The sequence below is a fragment of the Streptomyces sp. KLMMK genome (assembly GCF_036961605.1).
Classification (GTDB): Bacteria; Actinomycetota; Actinomycetes; order Streptomycetales; family Streptomycetaceae; genus Streptomyces; species Streptomyces telluris.
Map to the genome: position 1 here is coordinate 14,721 of NZ_JBAMDC010000046.1, position 16,084 is coordinate 30,804.

Consider the following 16,084-nt stretch of genomic DNA (forward strand, 5'->3'; position numbering starts at 1 on the left):
GACGTGCGTTCCCGAGTTGCTGCCTTTATGGGGATATGTAGCATTTTCAGGGAGGTGCGTCGGATGCGGATCGCGGCAGGACCGCTGGACTGGTCCCTGGTGAGCGGATGGATTCCGGTCGCCCTGCTGGCCGTGGGCCTGTGCGCCCTGGCGGTGCTCCTCCTCTCCCGCCGCCGCACCTGGTGGACCCGGTGGGCCCCGCTCGCCGTCCTGCTGGCCGCCGTCCTCACCTGGCTCCTGCGGACCGCCGTCGACGACTGGTGGCAGCCCTTCCCCGACCCCCTGCCCCTCAACGTCGTCATCTGGGCCGGGATCGCCGTCCTCGGCATCTGCCTCGCCGCCTTCCGCATCCCGCAGCTGCGCCCCCGCTACTGGGCCGGCGCCGCCCTCGCCGCCCTCCTTGCCGTGCTCCTGGGAGCCTCCGAGATCAATCAGCACTTCGACCAGTACCCCACCGCGCGCTCCGCCCTCAACTCCTGGCTCACGAAGACCACGAGCATCACCGACGCCACCGGACGCACCGAGCCCGCCCTGCGCGTCCCCGCGGGCAAGGCCGTCGCCGACGTCTGGCACCCGCCCCCGGGCATGGCCGGGAACGGCACCCTCTCCAAGTCGTCCATCCCCGGCACCCGGTCCGGCTTCGACGCCCGCAGCGCCTACGTCTACCTGCCGCCCGCCTACCGGGCCACCCCGCGCCCCCTGCTGCCCGTCGTCGTCCTCATGGCCGGCCAGCCCGGGTCCCCCGACGACTGGATCAACTCCGGGCGGCTCGTCGACATGATGAACGCCTTCGCCGGCGCACACCGCGGACTCGCGCCCGTGGTCGTCGTCGTGGACCCGCTCGGCTCCCAGTTCGCCAACACCCTCTGCCTCGACTCCCGCCTCGGCAACGTCCAGACTTACCTCGCCACCGACGTCCCCGACTGGATCCGCACCCACCTCCAGGTCGCCACCGCCCGCACCTCCTGGGTGATCTCCGGCATCTCCTTCGGCGGCACCTGCTCGATCCAGCTCGGCGTCAACGCCCCTCAGATCTACGGGGTCGTCAACGACATCTCCGGCCAGGAGGCGCCCACGCTCGGCAGCCGCCGGAAGACCGTCGACAAGGCCTTCGGCGGCGACGAGGCGGCCTTCACCGCGGTCAACCCCCTCGACGTCATGGCACGGCAGCGCTTCCCCGATACGAAGGCCGCCTTCATCGCGGGCAGCAGCGACAGCACCTACCGGCCCCAGCAGCGCACGGTGTACGACGCGGCCGTCAAGGCCGGGATGCGCGCCGAATGGGTCCTGCTCCCCGGCGGCCACAGCTGGCAGGTCTGGCGGCCCGGACTGGAGAGACAACTGCCCTGGATCTCTCGCGAGACGGGGCTGATCCGATGAGCGAGACCACCGCCCCGCCGCCCGCGCCCACCACCGGCGACAGCACCCACCCCTGGCGCGTCACCCTCGACCGCCTGCTCGCCCCCGTCCGGCACGCCCCCTTCACCCTCGCCTTCCTCGCGGTGCTGTGGATCGTCGGGGCGGTCACCGGCAGCCTCGGCAGCGGGCCGGGCCCGCACCGCATGGAACACGTCGGTGTCGGCGTCCCCGCACTCGCCGAAGGCCGCTGGTGGACCCCCGTCAGCTCCCTGCTGTGGTGCCCCGGACTCGGCGGCTACATCGGCGCCACCATCATCATCCTGCTGCTCGTCACCCCCTCCGAGCGGCGCCTGGGCGTGGCCCGCACCGCAGCCGTCCTCATCGGCGGCCAGATCCTCGGCACGCTCCTCGGCGCCGGCATCGTCCAGCTCGGCAACCTCGCGGGGGAGTGGTGGCTGGAAGAGCTCGCCGGCTACCTCGCCGTGACCCCCACCGTCGGCGCCCTCGCCGTCGGCGGCGTCCTCAGCTACCGGCTCACCGCCCTGTGGCGGCGCCGCACCCGCCTCGGCATCGTCGCCTTCGCCCTCGTCATGGCCCTCTACGTCGGCCACCTCCAGGGCGTCCTGCGCCTCGGCGGCGCCGTCGTCGGCCTCGTCATCGGCGCCGTGCTGTACCACCGGACCGGTCCCTGGCGCCTGCGGCACTCCTCCCACACCGAGGCCCGCGTCCTCGTCGCGCTCGTCGTGGCCGCCGCCGCCATCGGCCCCATGGTCGCGATCCTCTACCGGGACGCCTACGGCCCCCTCAACTCCTTCCAGCTCTACGTCTCGGTGCAGCCCACCGGCCAGGAGGTCGCCGAGGCCTGCGCCGCCTCGAAGGAGGACTGCCACTTCGTCCACGCCCTGCGGAACTTCCACGACTCCCCGGCCACCGTCATGGCCGTACTCGTCCCCGCCCTCATGCTCGTCCTCGCCGAGGGGCTGCGCCGCGGGCTGCGGCTCGCCTGGGCACTGGCCGTCCTCGTCCACCTCGCCTGGATCGCCCTCTTCTCCTGGTGGCTGGACGACTTCCTCAGCCACCCCGCCGGATGGGCCGAGCCCGCCGAACGCTCCACGTACGCCCAGGCCTTCGCGGAGCAGATGCTGCTGCCCGTCCTGATCGTCGTCCTCCTGATCGCCACCCGCGCCCGCTTCGACCTGCGGCTGCCGCGCTCCGCCACGCGCGGCCTCGCCGCCGTCGTCGGCGGCGCGCTCGTCCTGGCCTGCGCCGCGTACGTCGGGATCGGCTACGTAGTGCGCGACCAGTACGACCCGGACGCCACGCCGTCGGTGCTCTTCTCCGGGCTGGCCTCGGAGTTCCTGCCGCCGACACTGCTCGCCACCTTCACCGACTGGCCGGTCCCGGTCGGCGGGACCGCGCAGGCCCTCTTCCACTACTGCGGCCTCGTCTTCTGGCTCGTCACCCTGATCGCGCTGCTGGTCACCTTCCGCCGCCCGCGCCTGCACACCGACGCCGACGCCGCCGTGCGCGCCCGCGGACTCCTCGTCGCGCACGGCGGCTCGACGCTCAGCTACCTCACCACGTGGGACGGCAACTACTACTGGTTCGACGCGAAGGGCCGGGCGGCCGTGGCCTACCGGGTGGTCGCCACGGTGGCCCTGACCACCGGCGAACCCTTCGGCGCGCCCGACGCGCGGGCCGAGGCCGTCGCGGGCTTCGCGCGCCACTGCGACGAGCGCGGCTGGACGCCGTGCTTCTACAGCGTCGGCGAGGAGTCGCGCGCCGCGGCCGAGGCCCTGGGCTGGCGCTCGGTGCAGGTCGCCGAGGACACCGTCGTGCCCCTGCCCGACCTCGCCTTCACCGGCAAGAAGTGGCAGGACGTGCGCACCGCCCTCAACAAGGCCAAGAAGGAGGGCATCACCGCCGAGTGGTGGTCCTACCCCGACGCCCCGGTCGCCATCACCGACCAGGTGCGCTCGATCTCCGAGGAGTGGGTCGCCGACAAGGGACTGCCGGAGATGGGCTTCACCCTCGGCGGCCTGGACGAGCTCGACGACCCGGCCGTGCGCTGCCTGATCGCCGTGGACGGCGACCGCACGGTGCACGGCATCACCAGCTGGATGCCGGTCTACGAAGCGGGTCGGCCGGCCGGCTGGACGCTGGACTTCATGCGGCGCCGGGCCGCCGGCTTCCGCGGCTCGATGGAATTCCTGATCGCCTCGGCCGCACTCGGCTTCCAGGAGGAGGGCGCCCGCTTCCTCAGCCTCTCGGGCGCCCCGCTCGCCCGCAAGGCCACGGAGGAGCCGCCGGCGGCGCTCCAGCGGATCCTCGACTACGGGGGCAAGGTCCTCGAACCGGTCTACGGCTTCCGGTCGCTCCTGAGCTTCAAGTCCAAGTTCCAGCCGCAGTACCACCCCATGTACATGGCCTATCCGGACCCGGCCGCCCTCCCCGCCATCACCCGCGCCATCGGCAAGGCGTACCTGCCGCACATGACGCCGGCCCAAGGGGTGCGGCTGATGCGGCAGTTCTCCGCCTGAGCCGGCGACGGCGGTCCTGCGACCGGCTCACGGCAGCCTCACGGCAGCGTAAGCACCCGCGGGCCGTCGTGCGTGATGGCGACCGTGTGCTCGATGTGCGCGGCGCGGCTGCCGTCGACGGTGCGCAGCGTCCACCCGTCGGGGTCCGTGCGGTAGTCGTTGCGCCCGCCCGCCATGAGCATCGGCTCTATCGCGAGGACCAGGCCGTGCCGCAGCGGCAGGCCCCGGCGGGGGCGCCCCCAGTTGGGGACGTGCGGATCCTCGTGCATCTGCCGGCCGATGCCGTGACCTCCGAACTCCTCGGGCATGCCGTAGCGCCCGGCGCGGGCGACCGTCGAGACGGCGTGGGCGATGTCCCCGATGCGGTTGCCGACGACGGCCGCGGCGATGGCGGCGTCCAGGGCCCGCTGCGTGGCGTCGACGAGGGCGGTGTCGGCCGGCCGGGGCGTGCCGACGATGAAGCTCACCGCGGAGTCGCCCGTCCACCCGTCGAGCCGGGCGCCGCAGTCGATGCTGACCAGATCGCCGTCGCGCAGTGCGTAGTCGTCCGGGATGCCGTGCACGACCGCGTCGTTGACCGAGGCGCAGATCACCGCCGGGAAGGGGGTGGGGGCGAAGGAGGGCCGGTAGCCGAGGAAGGGGGAGCTCGCCCCGGCCTCGCTCAGCACGGCGCGCGCCGCCTCGTCCAGCTCCCGCAGCCGTACCCCGGTCCTCGCGGCGTCACGGGCCGCGGCCAGCGCATGGGCGACGACCCGGCCCGCCGCGCGCATGGCCTCCAGTTCACCGTCGGTCTTGATCTCCACCATGGTTCCGAACCCCCTCGACGTACTGCCAATTTTTATACCGTCATTCTTATACCGGTATTAGTATCACGGTCTAGTATCGGGTGCATGGTGAGGACCCCTTTGACCCCCTGGGAGCGGCACCGCGGCGAGATGCTCGGCGCCCTGCTCCGCGAGGCGCGCGGCGAGCGGAGCATGGTGGAGGTCGCCGCGGCCTCGGGGCTGTCCGCGGAGACGCTCCGCAAGATCGAGACCGGCCGCGCGCCGACACCCGCCTTCTTCACGATCGTGGCGCTGGCCTCCGTGCTGAACCTGTCCATGGAGCAGCTGGCGGTGGCCGCCGCGGCAGGCGCCGATGCGGCGGAGGGGGACGTGCTGACGGCGTGAAGACGGGGGCCGGACCCCGCTCCTGACGGCTTTTCGGGCCCTCCCGCAAGTATCGACTGACCGATCGGTTAGATTGCTGACCGATCGGTCAGAGTCATGCGCGGAATCATGCGCGGCGAAAGGCGGGAAGCATGGAAAGCACGACGTGCTGCGTGGTGGGCGGCGGACCTGCGGGCATGATGCTGGGACTGCTGCTGGCCAGGGCGGGGATCCGGGTGACCGTCCTGGAGAAGCACCGTGACTTCCTGCGCGACTTCCGCGGCGACACCGTCCACCCCTCCACCCTGCGGCTGCTGGACGAGCTCGGCCTGGGGAAGCGGTTCGCGGAACTGCCCTTCCCCAAGCTGGAGGAGATGCGGATGGAGATCGGCGGCACCACCGTCGTCGCAGCCGACTTCCGCCGCATTCCCGGCCGCCACAAGTACATCGCCATGGTCCCGCAGTGGGACTTCCTCGACCTCCTGGCGAGCGCGGCCGCCGCCGAACCCTCCTTCACCCTGCGCATGTGCACCGAGGTCACCGGCCTGCGCAAGGAGGGCGGCCGCGTCACCGGCGTGCGCTACACCGCCGAGGACGGCACGCCCGGCGAGATCGCGGCCGCCCTGACCGTCGGCTGCGACGGCCGCCGCTCCGTCGTCCGCAGGGAAGCCGGCCTCGTCCAGGACGAATTCGACGTCCCCATGGACGTCTGGCAGGTCCGCGTGGACGCACCCCGCGGCGGCGTCGAGGACGGCCGCGTCTTCGCCCGGTTCGGCGGCGGGCAGGCCGCGGTCACCATGGACCGGGGCGCGTACTTCCAGACCTCCTACCTCATCGCCAAGGGCCGCGACGCCGAGCTGCGCACCCATGACGTCCAGTGGTTCCGCGACCGGCTCGGCGGCCTCTTCGGCTGGGACGCCGACGTCACCGGCGCGATCCGCTCCTGGGACGACGTGAAGCTGCTCGACGTGACGATGGGACGGCTGCCGCGCTGGTACGCGGGCGGCCTGCTCTGCATCGGCGACGCGGCCCACACCATGTCGCCCGTCGGCGGCGTCGGCGTCAACCTCGCGATCCAGGACGCCGTGGCCGCCGCCCGCATCCTCGCCGGCCCGCTGCGCGAGGGAAGGGTGCGCGTCCACGACCTGGCCCGGGTGCAGAAGCGCCGGCGGCTGCCGACCGCCCTGGTGCAGCAGTCGCAGCTGGGCGAGCACCAGCTGATCCGCAGCGCCCTCGACGGCACCCTCGACGGCGCCGCCCTGCCCCTGCCGATGCGCCTCCTGCGCCGCGCGGCGCCCCTGCGCACGGTCACCGCCTACCTGGGCGGCATCGGGATCCGGCCCGAGCGCGCGCCCGCCTTCGCCAGGGCGTAGGCGCGCACCGCGACGGGCACCCGGCTCAGGCCGGGGCCCGGACCGCGTGGAGCGTGAACGTCACCAGCTCCTCGGCCGCCGCGCCGAGGTCGACGTCCGGGTCGGCGAGCCAGTGCGCGACCACCCCGTCGATCGCCCCGCCGATCGCGAGCGCCACCGCCCGTGTGTCGAACGCCCGCAGCCGGCCCGCCGCCTGCCCGGCCGCCAGCAGCTCCGCCAGGGCCTGCCAGCGGCCGCCGGTGTCGTGCCGGCCCGGCGTCTTCAGCTGCGTGCCGCCCTCGTCGTCGAGGAGCATTTCGGTGATGACCCGCACGTGCCGCCGGTTGGCCTGCTGGTAGCCGACCATCGCCCGCACGTAGGCGACGAGCGCGTCCAGCGGATCCGCCTCGCGCTCCACGCGCTCGGTGACGTAGGCGCCGAACTGCTCCAGCACCTGTGCGAACGTCGCGCGCGTGAGGTTGTCCTTCGACGAGAAGTGGTAGAGGACCGCGGCCTTGGAGATCCCGGCCCGCTCCGCGATCGCCGACAGCGACGTCGCCGGATAGCCCCGGGTGGAGATCAGGTCGATGGTGCTCTCGATGATCTGCTGCCGGCGCGCCCGCTCCGTGAAGGTCGGCGCGCCGGGACCGGCACTGCGGCGAGGGGTCATCGCGACGCCACCTCCGCCTTTCTCGCTCTGCGGCCTTCACCGTCCTCCGGCCGACGGACACCAGACCGTACACCGCCGCGTCCCCGCCCGGACGGGCGGGGATCCGGGCCCGCCGCCGGTCAGTCCCACCAGTTGAACAGGACGTCCCCCAGGCACGCGGGCTTCCAGTAGCGGATCTCGGTCAGCTCGGCCGGGGACAGGTCCGCGACGTCGACCTCCTCCAAGGGCGTCATCAGCTCCTTGACCCCCATCACCTGCAGCCCCGCCGTCTCGAAGGCCTGCGCCCACAGCGGCGGATCCGCGAAGCCGGGAACCGGCTTGCCCTCACTGACCGCGTCGGTGGTGAAGGCGACCACGGGCAGATGGACGTGGCCCAGCGCGGTGAACGCCCGGCCGTACCCGTCGGTGAGGGTCGCATGGCGGAACGTGTGCATCTCGCCGGGGACCATCTCGCCGGCCCGCCCCCGGGCCTCCATGGCCGCGGTGAAGCAGGCGGCCCGGAACAGCGCCGCCTCGGTCCGCGGCAGAGGGGCCTCGTGCGGCCCCCGGAAACCCGTAGCCCCCCGCGCCAGACGGATCAACGTGACTTCCTTCCCGTGCGTCTCGTCCCGTCACGCACGTGCTCATCCGTGACGCCTGGCTCCTGCCTACCCAGCACAACGCGCGAACCGCCTCTGCGTACGCTCCACCCGCAGTGCGACCCGCCTGCCGCGCCACGGCACGCGCCCCCCGGCGTGCACGCGCGCAACGCGCCTCCGTGCAATGGCGCGAGCACTCCGGGCGCCCTCAAGTAGCCTGGAGGAAAGGTGAAAAGGGTGGGAAAGGGGTGGCTCTGTGGTCACAGAAGACGGCGGCGAACAACTCCGGGGGCACTCATACGACCACGTGGCCCGGCTGACCCGGCTGCTGGACCTCGCACGCGCGGGGGAGAGCGGCGACGACGCGTCCGTACGCCGCCTGGTCACCTGGCTCGCCGGAGCCCTCGGCGGCACCGTCACCCTGACCGGACGGGACGGAGAACCCCTGACCGGCCCGGCCTCCCGCGCCGAAGCCGCCGCACACCGGGAACTCGCCGCACGCGCCGGCGAACTGCTCGGCCAGGTCGCCGGCGGCCGGCTCCACGCGGCAGCCGTGGACGACCACCACGGACAGCTGCGGCTCGTCGCCCTCGGACGCCGCGCCCCGCACCCCGTCCTCGCCGCCGCCCTGCCCCGGCCGTTCGGCGAACAGGATGCGGCCCTCCTCGGCCACGCCGCCGCCGTCCTGGCCCTGTTGCTCAAGGCCCGCGAGGCCGGGGAACACCGCCGGAGCGCGGAACGCGCCACGGAATGCCTGCGGCTCGCCGTATTCCAGCTCCTCATGGGCGGGGACGTCGCCCTGGCCCAGCGCACCGCCGCCGGCCTCAGCCCCGGCCTGCTCGATGCCGACACGGCCCGCGTCCATGTCCTCGAACTCCCCGGCCACCGGCGCGAAACCCTCGTCCGCGCCTGCGAAGAGGCCACCGGGGAACGCGCCCTGGCCGTGCGCTGCGCCGCGTACGACAGCCAGCTCATCGTCGTCACCCCCACGATGCGGCAGGGCGGGCCGGAGGGCGGTGCCGCGCACGACGCCGGCGACCACGACGTCGCCGCCGCACTGCACCGCTTCGTCGAAGAGCACCCCGGCGTCTTCCTGGGCTCCGGGGGCTTCCACCCCCTCACGCAGCTGGCCGACGCGTACGGCGAAGCCGCCCGCGCCCTGGCCGTGGCCCGGTACCGGCCCGGCCGGGTCGCCGAACACCTGCCCCAGACCCGGCTGACCGCCCTCCTCGACCCGGCCGCCTCGGGCGCCTGGGCCGCCCGCGTCCTGCAGCCGCTGGAGTCGCTGCCGCACCACGGGCGCGGCCCCCTGCTCGCCACGGTCGGCCTGGGGCTGGAGTTCACGGCGGTCAACGCGGCCAGGATCCTCGGCATCAGCCGCAACACCGTCCGCGCCCGGATGGACAGGACGGCCGCCCTGCTCGGCGCCGATCTGGCGGACGTACGCGCCCGCGCCGCCCTCCACCTGGCGCTGCAGATGCCCCCCGACTCCCCCGGCACGGCGGCGGACGACGGCTCCCGGCCGGCGGGCCTGGAACGCCTGCTCGCGGCCGGCCCCGTCCGCGACTGGGCGCAGGAACTCCTCGGGCGCCTCGCGGCCGCCGACCGCGACCTGCGCCGCACCCTGCGCACATGGATCGCCGAGAACACGGCGGTCGAGGAGACGGCGGCCCGCCTGGGCGTACACCCCCGCACCGTGCGCGACCACCTGCGCGGCGCCGAGCAGTTGCTGAGCCGCCGGCTCGTCCCTGGCGGCGGCGACCTCTACGAAGTGGTCCTGGCGTGCGCCGCCCTGGAAGAAGTGGACCTCGGCTCCCGCCCCGGCTGCGTCATGTGCGCCGCATGAGGCGTCGCACCGGGAGAGCCGGACCTCCGCACCGTGCACCCGTGACAGAAACCGGCGCACAACCGTGCATCCATGACGTGTCGCACCCGCCCGCCGGGACCTAACGTGGTCTCACCGGCGCTGCACCGCGCCGGTTCACGGGGGAACGGTGCCGCCGGCCCGACCACCCGGCGCGCCTGTCCACGCCCGCCTGATCCGCACGCGGGCGTGGGCACGGAGCCGGGCCCGGGGCCGCGCCACGGCTCGGCCTCCGGGCGCCCGCACTTGGGGGTGCGCCCGCGCCCGGGGCCGGCGGCCCGTCCGGGGAAAACCGTTGGCCTGTCCGCGAGCGCTCCCGCTAGCGTCACGCACGTGACGACGACCAGTGGACAGACGGACAGCGGGCGGGCCGGTCGTGCGGAGGGGTGGCGCGAGACCAACCGCGCGATGTGGGACGAGCGGGTTCCCCTCCACACGGGCAGCGCCTTCTACGACCTCGCGGGGTTCAAGGCCGGCCGCAACGACCTGCGCGGGTTCGAGCCGGACGAGGTCGGGGACGTCACCGGCAAGCGCCTGCTGCACCTGCAGTGCCACATCGGCACCGACACGCTGTCCTGGGCCCGCAAGGGCGCGGACGTGACCGGTCTCGACTTCTCCGGCGCGGCGGTGGAGGCGGCGCGGGACCTGGCGGCGGAAGTGGGGGAGGAGCGGGCCCGGTTCGTCGAGGCGGACGTGTACGACGCGCCCGCCGCGCTGCGGGGCGAGACCTTCGACATCGTCTACACGGGCTTCGGGGCCCTGTGCTGGCTGCCCGACCTGGCGCGCTGGGCCCGTACGGCCGCCTCGCTGATCGCGCCGGGCGGCTTCCTGTACCTGGCGGAGTTCCACCCGGTCGCCATGTGCCTGGGCGAGGACGGCAGGGCCTTCGCCGAGGACTACTTCGCCCGCGGACCGCTCACCTACGACGAGCCGGGCTCGTACGCCGACATGAGCGCCCCGACGCGGCACAACCGCTCGGTGGAGTGGCTGCACACGATGGGCGACGTGGTGAGCGCGGTGAGCGCCGCGGGGCTGCGGCTGGAGTTCCTCCACGAGTACGACTTCACGCTGTTCGAGTTCCTCGACGACATGGTCCGGGGGCAGGACGCCAGCGGCAGCCGGGGAGGCGGGAGCACGGTCTACCGTCTCCCGGAGGGCCGTCCGCGCGTCCCGATGGTCTACTCGCTGCGTGCGTCCAAGGAGTAGGAGCACGGGGGAGGAAAGGGAAGAGCACCGGTACGCGCTTCGGGAGCGCGTACCGGTGCTCTTGCCCGCCTGGGCGGGGCCTACTTGCGGCGGCCCGCCGTGGAGACGGTTCCCTCTCCGCCCGCGAGCTTCCATTCCTTGTGGAGCGAGCCCAGCGGAATGGGCTTCTGGAAGATCGGCGTGCCGAAGATCTTCAGCTGGAGCTGGAGGGCTCCGGCCAGGTCCAGCCCGCCGTACGCGGCCCACTTGCCTGTGGCCGAGGCCGAGCCGTCGGCGGCCGCGGCGGCCCGCCCCTCGGCCTCGGCCCGCAGGTACGGGGCGACGTCGGCCGTGACGCCGACCGCGCCGTACAGGCCGACGGACGCCTCGGCGCCGAGCGTGGCCTTCACCTTGCCGGCCGCCTCCACCGACGCCTGCGGCGAAGTGGCCGTGATGTCGGAGGTGTTGACCGGCGACCAGCCCTTGCCCTTGGTGTACTCGCCGCCGACGCGGAAGCCTCCCTTGAGGTCCTCCTTGACGTCGACGTTGACGTGGCCGTCGGCGTCCACCTGCAGGTAGCAGGTGAGGCCGAGGTTGACCACGACGGGCACCGCGCCGACCTGGATGACCGGCGAGGCGTGCAGCTTGGCGAACGGCAGCCGCAGCGGCTTGCCCTCCGTCGATGCGGCCGCCTGGCCCTTGAGCTCCCACTGGGAGGACCAGTCGCCCGACAGGGACACCGAGGCGCCGGCGGGCGCCCCGCCGAAGCCGGAACCGCCGCCGTCGTAGGCGAAGTTCACCTCCGGAGCCAGCTGGACGTAGCCCGAGGCCGACGCGGAGGCGGACGCGGGGGCGTCCTTCGCGGTGGCGATGGACGTGCCGACGTCGATCCGCAGGTTGCCCAGCGGCAGCTTCGCGCCCTTGGGCCCGAAGCGGAGGTCGCCGGTCTTCGCCCAGGAGACCTTGACGCCCTTGACGAGCGGCTCGACGCCGACCGTGGACGGGTCCACGGGGACCGATCCGCCGGCCTTGGCGTCGCCCAGCAGGGCGCCCATCGTCGCCGGTGCGGTGTTGACCTCGGTGCCCTTCTCGGTCTTGCCGAGCACCTTGGTGACCTTGGCGAGGACACCGTCGGGGGCGCCGGGGGCGGGGGCGCTGGCGATGATGTCGCCGACGTCCACCTGGTTGTTCTTCTCGGGGGCCGCGCTGCTTCCGGCGCTCGCCGAGCCGGAGGGCGTGGGGGTGCGGCCGGGGGCCAGGCCCTTCGGGGGCTTCGCCGCGCCGGAGATGACGGCGCGTCCGCTCTTCCGGTCGAACGAGGCGACCTTCAGCGAGGACTTCTGCGCCGTCCTGCCGGAGCCGGACGGGCGGGCCACGGCGGTCGGGGCGCCCGCGCCCTCGGGCGCGGCCCGGACGGCGAGCTGGGGTTCCGCGGCGGGCGGTCGGGCCGCTGCGGCCTGCTCGGTGCCGGCACCGGTGTCACTGCCGGACGGCCCGGAGGCCGCGGAGCACCCGGTGGCGAGCAGGGAGGCAGCGGTGATGGCGGGTAAAGCTATGAATCGTGCGGGCTTGCGCAAATTCGATCCTCGGGAGCGTGAGGTGGGGGCAGGCCGGGGGAGTGCGCACTCCGGCCCGCATCACACGGCATGGACGGGTGAACCGGACGGCTACCCGCCGGTAACGGCATGATCATGCCATGGCCGCAGGGGCCCTCAGAAGTCCTAAACCACTGGCGGGCAGTGATCTGGATCACTGCCCGCCAGTGGGGTCTCCTGGTGTGGAAAGTTCAGTTTTTGACCGACCGCAGAACGACGAACTTCGGGTCGCTCGCCACCATCTCGCAGTTGCCGAAGAGGCGGCGCAGCTTCACGTGGTACCCGAGGTGACGGTTGCCGATGACCCACAGCTCCCCGCCGGGCCGCAGCGCGGCACGCGACCCGGTGAACATGCGCCAGGCCGTCGCGTCGGTGGTCGACTGGTGGGAGTGGAAGGGCGGGTTGCTGAGCACCAGGTCCACGGAGTCGGCGGGCATCCCCGACAGTCCGTCGCCGACCCGGAACTCGGCCGCGGCCCGCACGCCGGCGTTCTCCCGGAAGGTGGCCTCAGCGGACGCCACCGCCTGGTACGACTCGTCGACGAACACCACCTCGGCCTGCGGGTTGGCCAGGGCCGCGGCCGTCCCGACGATTCCGTTGCCGCAGCCGAGGTCCACGATGCGTTCGGGGCCGCGCCGCTGCGGCAGGTTGCGCAGGAAGAAGCGGGTGCCGATGTCGAGCCGCTCGGCGCAGAAGATGCCGGCGTGGTTGGTGACCGTCAGCCCCGAGGCCGGGCCGATGCCCAGCGGCAGCGAGTAGCTGTAGGGCCAGGGGCTCGCGGCCCGGGGGAGGGCGGGGTCCGGCGAGCAGAAGATGAGCCGGGCCTTCTTCACCGCCAGCGAGGTCCGGGTGGGGCCGGCGATCCGCTCGAACAGCTTCAGCGTCGAGGTGTGGATCTCGGTCACCTTGCCGGTGCCGACGACGACGGTCCCCGCGTGCAGCCGGGGGGCGAGCCGGTGCAGCTGGTCCTCCAGGAGTGCGAGGCTCTTGGGCACGCGGACCAGCAGGACGTCGATGCGGTCCGGCGGGGCGTCCTGCGTCGACAGCAGGGTGACGGCGCCGGGCGCGACGCCGTTGCGCTCGAGGTTCAGGCGGGTGGCCTGCTGGGCGAGGAGCGAGTCGGTGATCTGGACCGGGTGGTGGCCCTGCCCGGCGAGGGCGGTGGTCAGCGCGCCCCACCGGTCGCCCAGCACGGCCACCGTGCCGGACAGGTCCGTGGGGCCGTCCGCGGTCTCCGCACTCCCCGCCAGATGGCTGAGGAGGTATTCATCGGCGGCGTCCCAGGCTCGGAGCTGGTCGCGGGGGTCCTCGGGGAAACGAGTCAGGCCCAGCTCGCCCCATGGCGTCATCAAACGGTTCATTGTGCCCTCAGGCTAGTCGAGACCCCTGGTGTAGGTGAGCACGGCCGCTCCGCCGGCGAACGAACGGCTGTCGGCGAGGTCGAACCGGCAGGGCCGGAATGCGGTGCTGAAGACCGGGATGCCGGCGCCGACGGCCACCGGGTAGCACTTGACGATCAGCTCGTCGGTCTCGGGCAGGAGCGTACCCGCGAGCTCTCCGCCGCCGCACCGCCAGATGTCCTCGCCCCGTTCCCCCTCGACGACCTGATCGCCGGTTTCGTGGACCGGCCCCTCCCGCCCCCGGCCGGGGGAGTGAGCGCTGCGCCGCCTGCCCCGATCACTGGGTAAAGTGTCGCCGCCACACGAACAACGCAGGTGAAACGGGGTCAGGGCATGGGCATACTCAACCGGGTGAAGAACCTGGGCGACCAGGTGGGGACGGCGGCCACCTCCTTCGGCAAGGACGTCGCCCACGCCGTACAGCGCGGCGTCGACGCCGGGCGCGCAGGCACCAACGCCTCGGGCGACTGGGTCCTGTCCGTCCTGCGCTCGCTGCCCGCCCCCGCGGCGCCCACGCCCGTGGAGTGGGAGTTCTCCCTCGGCGCCCTGATCTGCCGCCACCCCAAGGTCCCCGCCATCACCGCCAAGGCGCTGCGTCCGCTGGACGGCATCGGCGCGCTGCGCTTCGGGCCCGAGTCGGTCGGCTTCGACGGCGAGGACATCCCCTGGGACAAGGTCGTCCACCTCCAGCTGCACGACGCCTTCAGCGCCATGACCACGGAGGCGCTCGACGCCGAGATCGACCGGATCCGGGACCTCCTGCCGATGCTCCCCGGGCGGAAGTGGGTCGTCACCAAGGTGGTCGAGGGCCTCGCCTCCGTCATGCTCGCCGCGCTCGAGCAGGCGGGCGAGCAGCGGCTGGAGACGGTGAACGTCGCCTGCGAAATCACCTACCGCGGCGCGCTGGGGATGAAGAAGACCCTGCGGGCCAACATGTTCAGCACGGCCCTGCTGGCCCAGCAGGCCGAGGTCATGCACAGCCTGGTGCTCACGGCGCAGGCCAAGGGCATCCCCGTGCTCCCCGCGGAGCCGCCGCTGCACGGCACCAAGACCGGCGAGCGCGTCCTCGCCCTGCGGGCCCGCACGGACACGGTGGCCGCCCAGCTGCGAGCCGAACAGGCCGCGGAGCAGGCGGCCCTCGACACGCCCCGCTGACGCGCACCGACCCCGGGCCGGCGTTGCGGGCCCGGGGTCGGCGTGCGACGACGGAATTGTCCGGCCGAGGGGCCGGCCGCGGGACGGCGGCCGGCCCCATGGGCTATATGGAGGCCGCGGCCTCGGCCTCCGCCTCGCGCCGGAGCAGCTTCTTGTCCGGCTTGCCCGCGTCCGTCAGCGGGAGGGTGCCGATGAAGGAGATGCGGGCCGGCTCGTACATGGCGCCGCGCTCGCGGTGCACCATCTCGCGCAGCTCCTTCTCGTCGAGTTCGCTGCCGGGGGCGGCCACCACCGCCGCGTACACGTGCTCCATGCGGTTGGCGTCCGGGACGCCGAAGACGGCGCTCTGCAGGACCTGTGGGTGGGTGTTGAGCAGGTCCTCGAGCTCGGTGGTGTACACGTGGCCGCCGACCACCACGATCATGTCCTTGAGCCGGTCGACGATGGTCAGGTAGCCCTCGTCGTCCAGGAACCCGATGTCGCCGGTGTGCAGCCAGCCGTCGCGCAGGACCTCGGCGGTGAGCTCGGGCTGCTTCCAGTACCCCTGCATGATGTGCTCGGAGCGCACGCAGACCTCGCCGTGCTCACCGGTGGGCAGGTCGCGGCCGGACTCGTCGCGTATCGCGATCTCGACGCCCTTCATGGCCTTGCCCGCGGTGCGCAGCCGGTCCAGGTTCGCGGGGTCGTGGTCCTCGGGGCCGAGGACGCTGATGCCGCCCGCCTCGTTCTGCCCGTAGAACTGCGTCAGCACGGAGCCGAAGCGCCGGACGGCGGAGGCGAGCCGGGCGGGGGAGGACTGGCAGCCGCCGTAGGTGATGTTGCGGAGGCTGGAGGTGTCGGTGCGCTCCACCTCGGGCTGGTCCATGAGCTGGTACAGCAGGGGCGGCAGCAGGAACATGTGGGTGATGCGCTCGCGCTCGATGGCCGCCAGGACCTCCACGGGGTCGAAGTCGTCGAGCAGGACGACCGTGCCGCCGGTGGTGCGCAGGGTGACGTCGGCCAGCAGGCCGGCGGCGTGGGCGAGCGTCGTGCAGACCAGCTGCCGCATCCCGTCCTCGTTCGTGCCCTCGGGCTCCAGGATCTCGTCGACGTCGTCCTGGAAGCCGGGCAGCCGCTCGAAGGCGGTGCAGATGGCCTTGGGGTGGCCCGTGGTGCCGCCGGTGTGGCGGATCATGCAGATGTCCTCGGGGCGGGGGGGGGGGGGGGGGAGGGGGGGGGGGGGGGGGGGGGGGGGGGGG

General features: G+C 73.3%; 14 protein-coding genes. 7 read left to right on the plus strand and 7 right to left on the minus strand.

Annotated features, from left to right (window positions below; all coding sequences use genetic code 11):
• Positions 1–63 precede the first annotated feature (63 nt).
• Both V7793_RS11320 and V7793_RS11325 read left to right on the plus strand, forming a co-directional pair.
• On the plus strand, positions 64–1,380 hold the full coding sequence (locus tag V7793_RS11320) for an alpha/beta hydrolase (RefSeq protein ID WP_336005181.1): 1,317 nt from the start codon (positions 64–66) through the stop codon (positions 1,378–1,380).
• Positions 1,377–3,899 carry a bifunctional lysylphosphatidylglycerol flippase/synthetase MprF gene (locus V7793_RS11325; protein WP_336005184.1) on the plus strand — a complete coding sequence of 841 codons (2,523 nt, stop codon included), beginning with the start codon at positions 1,377–1,379 and terminating at the stop codon, positions 3,897–3,899. Before V7793_RS11320 ends, V7793_RS11325 begins: the two co-directional genes overlap by 4 nt.
• A 38-nt stretch (positions 3,900–3,937) precedes the next feature.
• Here the strand turns inward: V7793_RS11325 and map are convergent, their stop codons facing one another.
• Positions 3,938–4,705 carry a type I methionyl aminopeptidase gene (gene map, locus V7793_RS11330; RefSeq protein WP_336005187.1) on the minus strand — a complete coding sequence of 256 codons (768 nt, stop codon included), beginning with the start codon at positions 4,703–4,705 and terminating at the stop codon, positions 3,938–3,940.
• A gap of 84 nt (positions 4,706–4,789) precedes the next feature.
• Here map and V7793_RS11335 point away from each other — a divergent pair, with 84 nt between their 5' ends.
• The gene (locus V7793_RS11335) at positions 4,790–5,068 is read left to right on the plus strand and encodes a helix-turn-helix domain-containing protein (RefSeq protein ID WP_336005190.1); all 279 of its coding nucleotides are present in this window, start codon (positions 4,790–4,792) and stop codon (positions 5,066–5,068) included.
• A gap of 131 nt (positions 5,069–5,199) precedes the next feature.
• Entirely contained in the window at positions 5,200–6,420 is a 1,221-nt protein-coding gene (locus tag V7793_RS11340; protein WP_336005191.1) for an FAD-dependent oxidoreductase, read from the plus strand.
• Positions 6,421–6,445: 25 nt separating this feature from the next.
• Here V7793_RS11340 and V7793_RS11345 read toward each other — a convergent pair whose 3' ends face one another.
• Both V7793_RS11345 and V7793_RS11350 read right to left on the minus strand, forming a co-directional pair.
• Positions 6,446–7,069, minus strand: coding sequence for a TetR/AcrR family transcriptional regulator (locus tag V7793_RS11345; RefSeq protein ID WP_256790428.1), 624 nt, complete (start codon positions 7,067–7,069; stop codon positions 6,446–6,448).
• Positions 7,070–7,188: 119 nt separating this feature from the next.
• Positions 7,189–7,650, minus strand: coding sequence for a hypothetical protein (locus V7793_RS11350; protein WP_336005195.1), 462 nt, complete (start codon positions 7,648–7,650; stop codon positions 7,189–7,191).
• Between the two features lie 253 nt (positions 7,651–7,903).
• On the opposite strand from V7793_RS11350, the gene V7793_RS11355 reads away from it, so the two are divergent.
• Complete coding sequence (locus V7793_RS11355; protein ID WP_336005198.1) at positions 7,904–9,493, plus strand: helix-turn-helix domain-containing protein; 1,590 nt, start codon at positions 7,904–7,906, stop codon at positions 9,491–9,493.
• A gap of 426 nt (positions 9,494–9,919) precedes the next feature.
• Complete coding sequence (locus V7793_RS11360; RefSeq protein WP_336005214.1) at positions 9,920–10,717, plus strand: class I SAM-dependent methyltransferase; 798 nt, start codon at positions 9,920–9,922, stop codon at positions 10,715–10,717.
• Positions 10,718–10,797: 80 nt separating this feature from the next.
• Here the strand turns inward: V7793_RS11360 and V7793_RS11365 are convergent, their stop codons facing one another.
• The 3 genes from V7793_RS11365 to V7793_RS11375 all read right to left on the minus strand — a co-directional run bounded on the left by V7793_RS11365 (position 10,798) and on the right by V7793_RS11375 (position 13,790).
• The gene (locus V7793_RS11365) at positions 10,798–12,273 is read right to left on the minus strand and encodes a hypothetical protein (RefSeq protein ID WP_336005201.1); all 1,476 of its coding nucleotides are present in this window, start codon (positions 12,271–12,273) and stop codon (positions 10,798–10,800) included.
• Positions 12,274–12,482: 209 nt separating this feature from the next.
• Positions 12,483–13,643 carry a methyltransferase gene (locus V7793_RS11370; RefSeq protein ID WP_443057882.1) on the minus strand — a complete coding sequence of 387 codons (1,161 nt, stop codon included), beginning with the start codon at positions 13,641–13,643 and terminating at the stop codon, positions 12,483–12,485.
• Positions 13,644–13,664: 21 nt separating this feature from the next.
• Positions 13,665–13,790, minus strand: coding sequence for a hypothetical protein (locus V7793_RS11375; protein ID WP_336005205.1), 126 nt, complete (start codon positions 13,788–13,790; stop codon positions 13,665–13,667).
• A 234-nt stretch (positions 13,791–14,024) separates the two neighbouring features.
• Between V7793_RS11375 and V7793_RS11380 the strand changes: the two genes are divergently transcribed.
• The gene (locus V7793_RS11380; RefSeq protein WP_336005208.1) at positions 14,025–14,846 is read left to right on the plus strand and encodes a hypothetical protein; all 822 of its coding nucleotides are present in this window, start codon (positions 14,025–14,027) and stop codon (positions 14,844–14,846) included.
• 103 nt (positions 14,847–14,949) lie between these two features.
• Here the strand turns inward: V7793_RS11380 and V7793_RS11385 are convergent.
• Positions 14,950–16,084, minus strand: a 1,135-nt coding sequence (locus V7793_RS11385; protein ID WP_336005211.1) for an AMP-binding protein, incomplete at its 5' end; no start/stop codon positions are given.

Coding starts and splice junctions, on each gene's coding strand:
- V7793_RS11320 (WP_336005181.1), top strand. CDS start 64: ATGCGGATCGCGGCAGGACCGCTGGACTGGTCCCTGGTGAGCGGATGG.
- V7793_RS11325 (WP_336005184.1), top strand. CDS start 1,377: ATGAGCGAGACCACCGCCCCGCCGCCCGCGCCCACCACCGGCGACAGC.
- map (WP_336005187.1), bottom strand. CDS start 4,705: ATGGTGGAGATCAAGACCGACGGTGAACTGGAGGCCATGCGCGCGGCG.
- V7793_RS11335 (WP_336005190.1), top strand. CDS start 4,790: ATGGTGAGGACCCCTTTGACCCCCTGGGAGCGGCACCGCGGCGAGATG.
- V7793_RS11340 (WP_336005191.1), top strand. CDS start 5,200: ATGGAAAGCACGACGTGCTGCGTGGTGGGCGGCGGACCTGCGGGCATG.
- V7793_RS11345 (WP_256790428.1), bottom strand. CDS start 7,069: ATGACCCCTCGCCGCAGTGCCGGTCCCGGCGCGCCGACCTTCACGGAG.
- V7793_RS11360 (WP_336005214.1), top strand. CDS start 9,920: ATGTGGGACGAGCGGGTTCCCCTCCACACGGGCAGCGCCTTCTACGAC.
- V7793_RS11380 (WP_336005208.1), top strand. CDS start 14,025: ATGGGCATACTCAACCGGGTGAAGAACCTGGGCGACCAGGTGGGGACG.